Raw genomic sequence first — 14076 nt, 5'->3', positions numbered from 1 at the left:
TTTACCCTTTTATTGATAGACCCACTTTACGAGTAAGCTCAGCTGTTCTATTGGCGTATCCCCACTCGTTGTCATACCATGTATACAGTTTAACCTGAGTGGTGTTGACGACCATTGTTGATAGCGCATCGATAATGCTTGAACGCGGATCAGTTTTATAATCAATTGACACTAGCGGCTTTTCTTCATAGCCCAAAATACCTTTTAACTCGCCTTCAGCCGCTTCTTTCAGCCAAGCGTTAATTTCAGCTTCAGTTGTTGGACGTTCCACTTCAAATACACAATCAGTTATTGATGCATTTGCCAGTGGTACGCGAACGGCATGACCATTTAGCTTGCCTTTTAGTTCAGGGAAAATATGGGTAATAGCCGTTGCTGAGCCTGTAGTGGTTGGAATAAGGCTCATGCCACAGGCACGCGCTCTACGTAAATCTTTATGCGGTGCATCTAAAATCGTTTGAGTATTAGTTATATCGTGGATGGTTGTCATTGAACCATGTTTGATACCGATTTTATCCTGTAATACTTTTATCACTGGTGCTAAGCAATTTGTGGTGCAAGACGCAGCTGTTACAATGGCATGTTTTTCAGCATTATAAAGGTGGTCGTTAACCCCCATCACCACATTGAGTACGCCTTCTTCTTTCACTGGTGCAGTGACCACTACTTTGTTAACACCCTGATCTAAGTAGGCTTGCAGCAGATCGATTTTTTTCATTTTACCTGATGCTTCAATGACGACATCACATTCAGACCAATCCGTATCATTAATTACTTTATTTTGAGTGACCCGAATAGCTTGACCGTTGATTATCACATTGTTGTCATCATTAGATACATCATGTGACCAAGTGCCATGCACTGAATCGTATTTTAATAGGTGTGCCAGTGTTTCTGCGTTGCCAGCAGGATCGTTGATTTGCACAAACTCAATATTTTGCCAACCAAAGGCTGCTCTAAGCGTTAATCGGCCCATGCGGCCAAAACCGTTAATACCAATTTTAATTGTCATGGTTAAACTCCTACTTTTTGATATTCATTAAAAAATGAAAGTTGCACAGGGTTAGAAAGCGCCTTAGGGCGTACTTTCTGTACTTGATTAATAATACTTGTCTTGTTGTAACCTAGCTCATACATCAGTATGCCAATCACTAAGCCCGTGCGACCTGAACCGCCTTTACAGTGCACAGCTATCGTGCCCTGATTACGCAAAATAACTAACACATCATCAAGGTGAGATCTGAACGCCGTTGCAAAGTCATCACTAGGCGCATCATCATCTAAAATAGGTAACTGAAACCATTTTATGCCTTGTTCGTTACAAACTTGAGGAAGTGTTTCGGCCTCGTTTTTCTTTATTTCTATATCATACATTAAAGTGACAATCGCTTGCGCTCCTGCACCTTTCAATTGCTTTACTGATGTCGTTAAGTCTACGTCTTTCGTTCCTGGGCATGGCGTGAAAATAAAGCTAGCGCCGTTATCAAGTGTCAGTTTGTCAAATGGGTGAGTTTGCATAAAGATCCTCTAATTATTAGTTAAACCAATGTTTTGTTCTGTTAACTATGGCAACAAGAGATAGCATCACAGGCACCTCTACAAGTACACCAACGACTGTAGTCAGTGCTGCACCGGAATGGAGGCCAAAAAGAGAAATAGCTACAGCTACAGCTAACTCAAAGAAATTTGATGTACCAATTAAGCACGATGGAGCTGCAATGTTATGTTTAAGCTTGATTTTTAGCGCAATAAAATAGGCAATGATGAAAATGCCATAAGTTTGAATAACCAGCGGAATCGCGATTAGCAAAAATATTGAGTGGTTGCTCTAAAATAGTGTTAGCTTGAAAGCCGAACAACAGCATAACTGTGGCTAGTAAACCAATGACAGAAAATGGTTTTAACTTTTCTAACAAGGTTGTGATAGTTGTTTCATCACGACCTGAGGCATTTAGGTGCTTTCTGGTCAATATCCCTGCAATTAAAGGCAGTAATACGTACAACACAACAGAGGTAAACAAAGTTCCCCACGGCACATGAATATCCGATACCCCCAGCAGTAATCCTGCAAGTGGGGCGAAAGCAAAAATCATGATAATGTCGTTAACCGATACCTGAACCAAGGTGTAGTTTGCGTCACCTTTAGTAAGTTGGGACCAGACAAATACCATTGCTGTACATGGCGCTACGCCAAGTAAAATCATTCCTGCGATGTATTCTTGCGCGGTTTCTGGCGAAACAAAGTCGGCAAACAATCCTTCGAAGAAAAGCCAACCCAATGCAGCCATAGAAAATGGTTTGATAAGCCAGTTAATCACTAAAGTTAACACCAGTCCTTGTGGATTTTTACCCACCTCTTTAATTGTTGAGAAATCTATTTGTACCATCATTGGGTAGATCATTACCCAAATGAAGATGGCAACGACGATATTAACATGCGCCACTTCGAGCTCTGCGATTGCTTCAAAAAACGGCGGGTAAATAACCCCCAATGAGACACCTGCAGCAATTGATATAGCGACCCAAACAGATAAATAGCGTTCAAAAATTCCCATAATAATACTCCCTAGTTACAGCAGCTTGCTACACGCGTGGGACGATCACCCATCGCATTTAATCTGGCTAGCTCTTGTTCAATGAAAATGGGATCATTCACTACCGTTGATGTAATAGTTTGCTTCATCCACTCTGGTAGTGTTGGATTTATCGAATAAAAAACCCATTGCTGGTGTTTTCTATCGGATAAAATGCCCGTTTTTCTGAGTTGTGCTAAGTGACGAGAAACTTTAGGTTGGCTCTCTTCACTCAGAGCAGTCATTAGCTCACAAACACAAGCTTCACCCTCAACAGCCATAATTAATAGACTTTTCAAACGAATATCATCAGCTAGCGCTTTGTAAAAAGTAGTTGGTGTGATTGGCGCTAGTTTTTGCTTTTCTTTTGTTAGCAAAAACATTTTGAGCCGTTCATTTAGCTCTTGTAGTGTTTTTTCAAACGGATTGGCTTCTTTGCGGGAGCGAGGCTCAGGAAAATCCCATGCAAGGCAATTAGTGCCATTAACTCGGCTATCGCACTCTTTTGCCGCTTTATCACACAGGGTAATAACAAAATCAAAATGGATATTGCTAACTTCATCAAGGTGTTTTGAGCGTAAACCATCGGTACGCAACCCAAAGTGTTCAATAGCTGACAGCGTTCGGCTGTCCACATTATTTGGCTCAGTACCAGCACTGTAAACCTCGTACTCACCTTTACCATGATGTTTTAACAACGCCTCGGCCATGATAGATCTAGCCGAGTTTTCAGTGCATAAAAATAGAACTTTCATAACCCATCCATAACAAATTAGTTATATAATAAATTAATTATACAGTAAGTGCGATAGTAATCATTAAAAAAGAAATTAATAGGAATATTGTTTGAACGATACTGTCAGTCTGTGCTCAATCATTTTTTCATTAAAGTTTAATGAAAGCCTTCTTTGAGTAAGTTTTTCATTATTAAATTGATGCTTAGAAACTCTGTTGGGTGGCGCCTTCGGCTTAACCAACCTACCTTTTGACGTAGGTCAGATAAGTAGCGAAGCCATGCGATCCATAATCACCTTGGCAATGAGAGTTCGCGAAAAATACTAGAATACGAAACACCTGCGCAGCGATTTAGGCTGTGTGTTGCATAGAATGGTTTAACTCACAGCGCTAAGCGGAACTTCAATCAAAACATAACTTGCTTGGCGTCTTGCAAACAATGGGAAGGTTAGTAGCAGGGATTGATAGTTTATACGACGATCGTGTCGTACCACTTAAGCAAATTAAACATGTGTCTGATGATTACGCTGTAAATATTGTTGACTTACTTCACAAGTATCGTGCTGAGTCTATTACCAAATCAGCGCTTTTAGCGAATATTAATGATGCTAGAAATACGGCTGATAATGAATGGAAAGCCTACCTGAGCACACAGCTAACAGCTGAAGAAAAGCGCTTAGTAGATAATGTTGAAAGTAAACTACAGCCTGTGCTTACGCACTTGAAAAATTTAATTGTAAGTATTAATAGTGGTGAGTTTTTTTTAATCCCACAAAAGCAATTTGTTTATGAGCTTTACCAATTATTTGATCCGCTGAGTGCCAGCTACCAAGCTTTAATTGATTTACAACTTAAAGAAGCAAGTAATTTTAAAGTTAAAGCTGATGAGAATTATCAATTTATAAAATTGATAATGAGTGTGATAATCGCGATATTGATTTTACTGTTACTGATTGTTGCTTACTTTATTTATTCTTCGATACAAAACCCATTAATGTCCTTACGCGATACCATAACGCACATTGCGACCAATGCTGATTTAACAGCTAGTGCTGAGGTTCAAGGTAAGGGTGAGATTGCAGATACCGCATCTAACTTTAATGATATGCTACTTCGGATCCAAGGTTTAGTAAAAGATATGGCAGGCGCAACACTGACACTTGACTCTGCAGCTGAAGAAATGAACTCTATTAGTATTCAGGTTGCCAGTTCAGCAACGCAGCAAGAGCAACAATCGGCTATGATTGCAACTGCAATTACTTAAATGAGCAGTGCAATAGAACAAGTTGCTCAAAACGCGCAAACAACCTCAGACAAGGCAACAAGTGCCGACATTAAGGCAGGTCAAGGGCAACAAGCTGTTGCTGATAATATCGAGTCAATAAATACGCTTTCAACTTTGGTTAATACTAATACGCAGCTCATTACAGATCTAAATACACAAACCAATGATATAAACCAAGTTGTTATGATGATTCAAAGCGTTGCTGAGCAAACTAACTTGTTAGCTTTAAATGCAGCTATTGAAGCAGCAAGAGCTGGCGATTCTGGTCGTGGTTTTGCCGTTGTAGCCGATTAAGTAAGGCAACTTGCTCACAATACTCAAAAGGCAACCGCTAGCATTAATGAAATAATCACTAAACGACAAGGCATGGCCCAACAAGCTGTTAATGCCATAGGTAACGCTGAAAGCAGCGCTAAAGAGAGTGTTGACCATGCTAATTATTCTTCGCAGGTGCTCAGCGAAATTAACCGTGAAGTTACTGAAATTGCAGATATGAATACTCAAATATAAACCGCACACAGGAGCAAAAAATGGTCGCAAATGAGCTAAGCAGTAATATTAATGAGTTTAGCGCGAGTATCACGTCGGTTAGCGAAAACTCACAGCAAAATGCACAGGCATCGCAGGAACTCGCACAGCTTGCGGCAATGCTACAAGGACAAGTTAATGTATTTAAAGTTTAGGTACTTTCATTTTGCCGCATATTGCAGCTGATACCTAAATGAAAACATCATTTGCCATCATTCAATCATTTACAATGAGTAAATGATGGCATGCTTGTTACTTTAAGCACTAGTTTGATTTGACAATATATTTATCCAATCACTGGGGTTTGAGAGTATAAACTGATACGAGCTGCCATCTTGCGTGAAAACCTCTATCGCATCAGCTGTTATTGGAACAAGGCCTGCGCCTTTGCCTTTACATTCAACCACTTTTAAAATTGTATCACGGGCAATTGTATATGGTTCTAACCCTAATTTTTCATTAAAAGGTTCAAAATTTAAGTCGGTTTGCGTAATCCAAAACTTTCCGTCCGCTTTCATAACTCCATTTTGAATAGTTGCCATTGTTGATTTAACGACTGTTGATTGCATATTTAAATTCCTTTACACGTTCATATAATTTCAAATTGTTCAACTTCCTTCTGTTTATTATTACAGCTAACTTGATAGCCAAAAGCAAGTTTATTTGTGCACTAACGCCACAAAGCCACCTTTTAAATTTAAAAGTTACCCGAATATATTTACCTGCTTTAAACTTTGTGGAATAATCGCTTCCCTCTTAGGGGAGTAGCCCGCTCAGTAATGAGTAAACTTATCAACATAATTGCATCTCATATGCATGGTAAGTTTGTAATGTTGTAGCAAGCGTTATCGGCGAGACCTAGGTAGACACTATCCTCATGGCGGGAGATAGCTGTTTGCCTTGGTTTAGTATTCCCGCCTGAAGATTATATTAATGGATATTTTTTTAACCTCTACCGTCACTGTTGCCCTTGCTGAAATAGGCGATAAAACCCAGCTTTTATCTTTACTATTAGCTGCTCGCTTTCATAATAAAATTGCACTTATTTTAGGCATTCTCGCTGCTACTATTATTAATCATGGTTTATCTGCATGGTTTGGTGATTGGCTAAGCGGGAACTTTGCCGTCGAATACTTACCTTGGATAGTCAATATAAGCTTTATTGTGGTAGGGCTGTGGCTACTTATTCCAGATAAAGATGAAGAAGTGAGCCATAAATACGACCGCTATGGTGCATTTTTAGTGGCCTTAATCTTATTTTTTATTGCTGAAATTGGGGACAAAACACAAATTGCAACCGTGTTGCTCGGTGCACAATATCAATCAGTACTTTGGGTTACGGTGGGTACTACAGTAGGCATGTTAATTGCCAATGTCCCTGTTATTTATGCCGGTAAGGCGTTACTAAAAAGAATTCCATTAAATACCGTAAGAGCGATAGCAGCCAGTGTTTTTGTACTGTTGGGTATTTATGGTTTAGTGGCTATATAATGATTAAATAACGTTTAAATCACTCTTTAATCGTTAAACAATAAAAAGCGCTTACCTACTTTTATACAAGTTAGTTGTAAGCGCTTTTTATATAAGGGTATATGATTTAGGCGTTATTTACACAATAGCAGCCTTTTGTATCCGCTATTAATAATGATGAGTTAAATCCGGCCTGTAAATTACTAATAACGGTTTCCACAAAGCCACTACCTTGAGAGCATGCCAGCCCTTCAGATAAAGGCCCTGCATAAACAAACTCACCATTTTTATCAATTAAAACGGCGGCAGGTGTGGCAGGAATCACTGACTTTAACTCATTATTTAATACAAAATTTTGCACTTCAACGCCTTGGTTTGTAGCAAAGCGTTGCAGGGCTGATAAATGAGGCTGTGCTTGAATTGTACAGCCGCAATTTTCTTGCGTAATAATCACAAGTTGAGCACTGTCTTTGTTTTGCCACAGTACTTGGTTTTTAAATTGCGAAAACCAGTTTTGTTGTTTAAGCATATTACCCTCATCAAAGGGCTTTAGCTGCCCTAGCTGAAAGTAAACAAGTGCCGACACAACAAAAGCAAGCCATATACAAATTAAGCTAATGGTGAAATAACGAGACTTACTTAAATTTTGCAATACTTTGCTCTAATACATCAATACTTACGTCTATCAGCTGTACTTTAGCCGTTAACTGCTCAACTATTTTAGTCTCTTGATACTGATTTTGGCGCATTTGATCTGTACTCATTGCTATTTGCTCTGTATTTCCAGCCTGCTCGGCAACCACTTGAGCGACTGAGTTAGTACTGGCAGATACCGCTTGAATTTGATCACTCATTGACGAAATTTTTTCTTTCATCGTTGCGCTTATTTTTGTTAAATCAACCACAAATTCTACACATTGATTCATAGATTGAGTTGACGTGCGACTATTATTTACCAGATCAGTAAGCGTAGACGCTATTTTGGTTGTTGTTGCTTGGCTGCTATTTGCAAGCGAGCGTACTTCATCGGCAACAACAGCAAACCCTCTGCCATGCTCCCCCGCTCGTGCGGCCTCTATTGCAGCATTAAGGGCTAATAAATTAGTTTGGTCGGCTATGCCTGAAATCTCATTGAGTAAGCTAGTAATAACATCGCCAGCGGCCACTAAATGGCTCAACTGCTCTTCAGTATTTGTTAACAAGGTGAGTAGCTCGGTGCTTTTTCTGTCGGTTTGTGATACTTCTTCCAGCGCAACATTGGCTGATTCAGTAATACTATTAACTTGTTGTTTTAAAGTATCGCTTTCTTGTTCAACTAACTTAAAACCATGCGCAACTTGTGAGCCTGAATTAGCAATATCATCTGTTTGCGCGTTTCGTTGCTGCGCGCTATTGGCTAACTCATCATGAACATGAATAAGTTCTTTAGAGTTATTTTTTAAAGAGTCAGACTGTACTTGAACTTGCTTAATCACATCTGATAAGTACCCAAGTAAAGTATTAAAACCAACTACCGCTTTGCTTGTTGTGTCATCTGCTCGCATAGAAAGCTTAACTTGATTTGGATCTTGCATTATTTGCTCTGTGGCATAGCTTAACGATAAACCCGCACGGCGTTCAAGCTGCAGTGTTTTAGCAATAAAACCGGCCACAAGCGCTTCCACAATGGCATACGCTGCGTGAATAAGCACAGTTGAAAAAGCGAGTCGGTCTGGATCAAATACGTAAAAACCAGTATTTTGTGTTTGCAGGTAGTAAAAAGATAAATGGTGTATAGCTACAAACACAATAGCGGTAATAAACACTCGCCACTGTATGAACATTATTAGCATGGCTAAGAAAATGAATATTTCGAAATGCACTTCAATAAGGCCATAGGCTTGTTGAATATGTAAAAATGAAAACATCATAATTGCAGCCGCAACAACATGCGGGGTCATTTTGCTATCAGGTTGGGTTTTTAAAAGCCAAATGGGGAGCAAACATAACGGTAAGCCGACAAGAAATGCTTCTGTTAGGGTGCCAAAATAAAGACCAATACCTATAGACTCAATAAACAAAAGACTAAAAATAATTGTAAATAACCGACTTACACTAGACATAAAAACCTTAAATTAATTGTGTTCTAAATTAAACACGTTCAGCCGTTACCTGAACTCAAAACAGCTCGCTGTTTATTATTTTAAATCAAACAAAAGTACAAATTATTTGATTTAAAACCGTTTTTAATGCGCTACTTAACAATTGGTAGTATTTGTTTAAAGGTAGACGTCCCTCCTTTTGTTGTCCATTGAAATATGATGGTCTCTACGCAAGACACTATAGCACCGGCTTGACGAAGCTGTTCTAGTGCAATAGCTTTGTGCTCTGTGTTTCTTGATGCTACTGCATCAGCTGCCACAGTGACCGCATAACCCTGCTGCAATAAATCTAAGCATGTTTGTAACACACAAACGTGCGCTTCAGTGCCAATAACAACTATGTGCGGGCGCTTTAACTGCGCAAGAGTATCTAAAAACCCCTCTTGCACACAGGCACTAAAGTTAATTTTTTCAAAATAGTGTGCATTAGGTAACGCAGATTTTATTTTCTCATCACTTTCACCTAGTCCTTTTTTATAATGTTCTGTAATTATTGAAGGAATTTGATGAATAGCACTTGCTTTTGCTAACTGCAGAGCACAATCTAGCGTGTCGTTAAACGAAGCAATCGCTGGTGCTAACTTACTTTGTAAGTCGATAACTAAAAGTAAACTGTGCTCTGCTTTAATATTTCCTGCGTAATTCATACTATGTCCTTACGTTATAATCAAATTAACCTTGTAACACACCAACAAAAACATAACAAACAGTTTACATTTAATGCTTTTTTGTAATTTTTGAATTAAACTCAAGTTATATTACGCCAATATTTAATACCAACCTTGTTCGTTGTAAGGGTAAGTGCTTTTGAGTAAGTTTTTCTTTATTGTTTATATGTTTTTATTTGTTTGCTCGCAGCATAGCTTTGCTTCACAAACTTATTCAGAACAATTACAACGTATCACTAACAACGAACAATTGTCGCAAAGCTTTATAGTGAAATCACTCCAAGATGACATCGGCTATGTATGGATTGCTACAACTGAAGGTTTATACCGATTCGACGGATACCAAGTCACGCCTTACGAGAGCGAATTGGGTTTAAAAAATAACTACATTAATAGTATTTATAAAGCAATTGACGGCCAAATTCTGGTTAATACTCAACTTGCAGGAAGTTATTTGATTAACCCTAATACCTTGCAAGCAGAGCTAATATATTCAGGGCACTTAAACCAAAATCAAGAAAAGTTCTTTCCTGTTCAGGCTGTTGCTGAACAACCGGCGCATTTTTATTTTTCTATTGATTCGCACATCTACCGATATGGTAAAACATCAAAAGATCTAACACTCATCTCATCTTTGCCCGATGAAAATATGTTTATTAGAGCATTATCATTATACCAAAACACATTGTATATTGGTGCCGATCAGGGGCTATATGTTTATAACTTTGCCAATAACGACCTACAACAAATAACACTTAACGACATTCAAGAAGTTACAAACGATAGCAACAATGTTAAATTTTTATCCATAGATGATGAGCTCGGTTTGCTAATTGGTACGGTTGAAGGAATGTATCGGATTGCTTTTGATGAAATTAAAAATATAAACCCTTCAGCATTAACAACTTTGATAAGTGACTATAATATTTGGGATTATATAAACACACCGTATGGTGAGTTTATTGCCACAGAAAGTGGGTTATTTGAATTCGATAGAAAAAACACAAGCATTAGCCCTATTTTAAACTTCAAAGATAGTAACTACAACGTAACAGAGAACACGATAAACGATATTATGTTTGATGAGTCAGGCTTACTTTGGTTAGGCTCTAGAACACATGGAATATTTACTTGGGCAGCACAAACAAAAAAGTTTAAAAAAATAACCTTACCTGAAAATAATATTGTAAACACTATTTACCAAGATAATAATAAATTACTGTGGATAGGCACTGACGATGGGCTTGTTCAGTATAACTTAGAAACCCAAAAGAGTGACTTATATCTACAATCTAAAGATAGCAAAGCGGTTTATGGCCTATCGGCTATAGGTGATATTTTCCCTGCATATGGCAAAGGCGATAACTACCTATGGCTAGCAACTTTTTCCGGGCTCGATCTCTTTAATAAAGAAACAACAACATTTGAAAAAAACAAATACATTACTCAGTACAAGTTAAATACCAACTATACGTTCGGCATTGCACAAGTTGCACCCGATACTTTTGCTTATATAAACAATGATAACTTTTATATATTTAATGGTAACACAGGCGAAAACCGAGTTATTAATGGACTAAAAGATCAGGTATCGCCCATGCTTGCATATACGTTTCATACCCCCTCTGAGGCTTTCCCTGGCGAATTACTGTTAAGTACCTCTGACACGCTTTATCGATACAACGAAGAAACAGCGACTTTAATTACTATTTTTAAATCTAAAACAGCAAAAAACAATCTTTACCATACAGTAGAGAATTATTATTACGATGCTCAGCGAGAGCTGCTGTGGTTAGCCACCACCCAAGAAGGCTTAATTGCAGTAAACGCTAAAACATATCAGCAAGTGCATGTATTTGATAAACACAACTCATTAAATACTAACTCTATTTTTAAACTTATTGCAGATAATAAAGACTTTTTATGGATAAGTACTGATAACGGTCTTTATCAACTTAATTTAGATACGCTTAACATCACCACGTACACAATAAAAGATGGCTTAAATAACAATCACTTTACAGCACTAGCAGCATTAAGGTTACACAACAACGAGTTAGCGTTTGGTAACCGTAGCGGCGTGCTAATGTTTGACCCAGAACAGTTTGATAATGAACAGCGAAAAATCAATAATAACTTAGCAATTACTAATATTAGTTTGTTTTCACAAGCCCTTAATTACTCCCCTTCAAAATACAGCACTGATCCATTAATGCTTAAGCACGACGATATGGGCTTAACGGTTCGGTTTTCAAATTTTGACTATAAAAATATTAATAAAACCTACTACAAAGTTGAGCTTACAGGCCTTTCATCTTTGAGCTACAACGATTTAAAATCTAACCAGGTGTTTTTTACTAAATTACAACCTGGTGATTATATTTTGTCTGTGTCTACTCAACAGCGAAATGGAGTGATCACAAGTGACCCCATTCAGTTAAAATTTAGTGTAGCTTACGCCCCTTGGCAGTCTCCTATTGCATATACTTTATATTTTATTGCTATTGTTGTTATTTTGTTTTTATTTTTCTGGCAATACCGAAGCCGTAAAATTGCAATTGAACAAGCTCACCGCGCCGCTGTGCACTCTAAAACACAAACTGAGCTGGCACTAAAAAGTAATAAAAGCGGTGTATGGAACTATAGCTTTGCAGATAACTCCGTAAATACAGATAGATGCGCAGAGCTTGGCTACGAGAACTTACCTGAACGCATCGATATAAGTAGTTTTTTTAATATTATGCATCCTGATGAGCGTCGCAGGCTACAAAGTAAATGGAATACTTTTACAAACCAAACAAAGCAAAAACACTGGCAAGCTACTTATCGTTTACGGCACAAGGATGGGCACTGGTTATGGTTTCATGATTTGGGGCAAACTATTCATAATGAAGACACTAAAGAGCCTCTTTATGTGTCGGGTATTTTTACTAATATTACCGAGCAGCTGGCAAACGAACAACAAGCCAAAATATTAGGCGAAGCATTTAGTCAAATAAATGACTTTTTACTAATTTTAGATGAAGACCTTGTGCCATTTTCAGCCAATAACAGCTTTATGGATGTGTTTTCTGATGAAGGCAGAGAGGGGATTATTACCTCAAAATTATTTATTAATGCCATTGGTCAAGCTAAGTGTAGAGAGTTTGCAACAATTTTAAAAGCACTTAAACCAAAAGAAAACTGGCAAACAAATGCTTATGTAAAGACCACAAAAGCTGAAAAACACCCTATTCATTTAAGTGCCACAGCCGTTGCTAATAAAAAAGATAAAGTCAGTTATTATGTTATTGTTATTACCGATTTAACAGAGCAGAAACGCGCTGAAAATGAGTTACGCTATCTTGCTAATTACGATGCGTTAACGGGCTTACCTAATCGTAGTTTAATGAATCAAAAAATCGAAAATGCCATTACAAGCGCCGCTAAAGACGATTCGCAATGCGCTGTTATATTTATAGATTTAGATAAATTTAAACCCGTCAATGACTCTTTTGGCCATGCAGTGGGTGACAAACTATTGTGCAATATTACCGAGCGAGTGAGCCAATACTTAGGTGATGACGCTACACTTGGCCGCCAAAGTGGTGATGAATTTTTAGTGTTAGTTGAAAACGTTACCTCAATGGCCTCTTTACAACACACCCTCAACGAAATAAGCAAAGAGCTGGCTAACAAGGTTATTATTGAAGACTTCGCTATTAATATATCAGCCAGTATTGGTATTGCATTGTACCCATACGATGCAACATCGACCGATGCCCTCATACGTAACGCAGATATTGCCATGATGCATGCTAAACAAGCAGGCAGAAATGGATTTCAATTTTTTAATGAAAAAATGAATGAGCAAATTAAACAAAAGCTTATTCTTGAAAACGACTTAAAAGATGCTGCTAGGGATAATCTGTTTTTTAATCACTATCAACCTATTGTTAATACACTAGATAAAACAATAAGTGGGGTTGAATTACTCATGCGCTGGGAAAACCAAGGCAAACCGGTTTCTCCCGCTTTATTTATACCTATTGCTGAAGAGACTGGCATAATTGATATGTTAACTGAGCAAGCATTACAGCGTGCAATTACTGAGCTTGCTCCACTTTTGAACATTAACCCGTTGTTTTACATATCGTTAAATTTGTCTCCAAAACATATTTTAAAGGCCAACATAACGCAGCAGCTCAGCTCCATACTAGAAAAAGCACAGATAAAACCACAACAACTTCGTTTAGAAATTACAGAAAACACGCTATTAGAAGATAAATACAAAGCGGCTAAGCAACTAAAAAGCTTACAGGCTGCTGGGTTCAAACTGTTTCTTGATGATTTTGGCACTGGCTATTCATCGTTAACTTATTTGAGTCAATTTCCAATTAATGTGATAAAAATAGATCAAAGCTTTGTTAATAGTATTGGTATTGATAAAGGGGATGAATCTATTATTAAAACGATTTACTCACTCGCTGAAAACTTAGAGTTATATTGTATTGCAGAAGGGGTAGAGACGCGGGAGCAGCTAGAGTTTTTAAAAAATATAGGTTGTCATAAGCTACAGGGATACTACTTCGCTCGTCCTATGAGTGCTAACGATTTAATGAGCCCGGAGTGCTTCGAAAAAATTATTGATTTGATATGAAACTAAAAGCGACTTAGTTAAGTCGCTTTTAGGTTTA

Annotated in this window: 13 protein-coding genes and 1 pseudogene; 6 read left to right on the top strand and 8 right to left on the bottom strand. The window is 37.9% G+C overall.

The genetic code is table 11. The features are described from left to right. Nucleotide 1 precedes the first annotated feature (1 nt). The 4 genes and pseudogenes from LOC50_RS16445 to LOC50_RS16430 all read right to left on the bottom strand — a co-directional run bounded on the left by LOC50_RS16445 (nt 2) and on the right by LOC50_RS16430 (nt 3328). Nucleotides 2–1012: an ArsJ-associated glyceraldehyde-3-phosphate dehydrogenase gene (locus LOC50_RS16445; RefSeq protein ID WP_069440174.1), complete on the bottom strand. Its 1011-nt coding sequence runs from the start codon at nt 1010–1012 to the stop codon at nt 2–4. Between the two features lie 2 nt (nt 1013–1014). Continuing rightward, nucleotides 1015–1518, bottom strand: coding sequence for a phosphatase domain-containing protein (locus tag LOC50_RS16440; protein WP_069440175.1), 504 nt, complete (start codon nt 1516–1518; stop codon nt 1015–1017). Nucleotides 1519–1534: 16 nt separating this feature from the next. Beyond that, nucleotides 1535–2555, bottom strand: a pseudogene (arsB, locus tag LOC50_RS16435) (ACR3 family arsenite efflux transporter). Between the two features lie 11 nt (nt 2556–2566). Beyond that, a complete protein-coding gene (locus LOC50_RS16430; RefSeq protein ID WP_250653985.1) occupies nt 2567–3328 on the bottom strand; it encodes a metalloregulator ArsR/SmtB family transcription factor in 762 nt (253 codons plus the stop codon). 419 nt (nt 3329–3747) lie between these two features. On the opposite strand from LOC50_RS16430, the gene LOC50_RS16425 reads away from it, so the two are divergent. From LOC50_RS16425 to LOC50_RS16410, 4 genes are all read left to right on the top strand, one after another. Beyond that, nucleotides 3748–4572 carry an MCP four helix bundle domain-containing protein gene (locus LOC50_RS16425; protein WP_250653984.1) on the top strand — a complete coding sequence of 275 codons (825 nt, stop codon included), beginning with the start codon at nt 3748–3750 and terminating at the stop codon, nt 4570–4572. Continuing rightward, entirely contained in the window at nt 4573–4887 is a 315-nt protein-coding gene (locus LOC50_RS16420; protein WP_250653983.1) for a methyl-accepting chemotaxis protein, read from the top strand. It begins immediately after the preceding gene. A gap of 72 nt (nt 4888–4959) precedes the next feature. Further along, a complete protein-coding gene (locus tag LOC50_RS16415) occupies nt 4960–5103 on the top strand; it encodes a hypothetical protein (protein ID WP_250653982.1) in 144 nt (47 codons plus the stop codon). A 20-nt stretch (nt 5104–5123) separates the two neighbouring features. Beyond that, the gene (locus tag LOC50_RS16410; protein ID WP_250653981.1) at nt 5124–5276 is read left to right on the top strand and encodes a hypothetical protein; all 153 of its coding nucleotides are present in this window, start codon (nt 5124–5126) and stop codon (nt 5274–5276) included. 102 nt (nt 5277–5378) lie between these two features. Here LOC50_RS16410 and LOC50_RS16405 read toward each other — a convergent pair whose 3' ends face one another. After that, nucleotides 5379–5690, bottom strand: a complete 312-nt coding sequence (locus LOC50_RS16405; protein ID WP_013463090.1) for a hypothetical protein — start codon at nt 5688–5690, stop codon at nt 5379–5381. A gap of 364 nt (nt 5691–6054) precedes the next feature. On the opposite strand from LOC50_RS16405, the gene LOC50_RS16400 reads away from it, so the two are divergent. Then, complete coding sequence (locus tag LOC50_RS16400) at nt 6055–6612, top strand: TMEM165/GDT1 family protein (protein WP_069440178.1); 558 nt, start codon at nt 6055–6057, stop codon at nt 6610–6612. Nucleotides 6613–6718: 106 nt separating this feature from the next. Here the strand turns inward: LOC50_RS16400 and LOC50_RS16395 are convergent, their stop codons facing one another. The 3 genes from LOC50_RS16395 to LOC50_RS16385 all read right to left on the bottom strand — a co-directional run bounded on the left by LOC50_RS16395 (nt 6719) and on the right by LOC50_RS16385 (nt 9379). Beyond that, complete coding sequence (locus LOC50_RS16395; protein ID WP_013463088.1) at nt 6719–7243, bottom strand: DUF6436 domain-containing protein; 525 nt, start codon at nt 7241–7243, stop codon at nt 6719–6721. Further along, complete coding sequence (locus tag LOC50_RS16390) at nt 7227–8693, bottom strand: methyl-accepting chemotaxis protein (protein WP_138626964.1); 1467 nt, start codon at nt 8691–8693, stop codon at nt 7227–7229. The genes LOC50_RS16395 and LOC50_RS16390 overlap by 17 nt, the downstream gene beginning before the upstream one ends. Before the next feature lie 131 nt (nt 8694–8824). After that, nucleotides 8825–9379: an isochorismatase family protein gene (locus tag LOC50_RS16385; RefSeq protein ID WP_250653980.1), complete on the bottom strand. Its 555-nt coding sequence runs from the start codon at nt 9377–9379 to the stop codon at nt 8825–8827. Nucleotides 9380–9539: 160 nt separating this feature from the next. Here LOC50_RS16385 and LOC50_RS16380 point away from each other — a divergent pair, with 160 nt between their 5' ends. After that, the gene (locus LOC50_RS16380) at nt 9540–14039 is read left to right on the top strand and encodes an EAL domain-containing protein (protein WP_250653979.1); all 4500 of its coding nucleotides are present in this window, start codon (nt 9540–9542) and stop codon (nt 14037–14039) included. Nucleotides 14040–14076 lie beyond the last annotated feature (37 nt).

Source organism: Pseudoalteromonas sp. SCSIO 43095 (genome assembly GCF_023650455.1).
Lineage (GTDB): Bacteria > Pseudomonadota > Gammaproteobacteria > Enterobacterales > Alteromonadaceae > Pseudoalteromonas > Pseudoalteromonas tetraodonis.
This window is presented reverse-complemented; position numbering and strand designations above follow the sequence as displayed.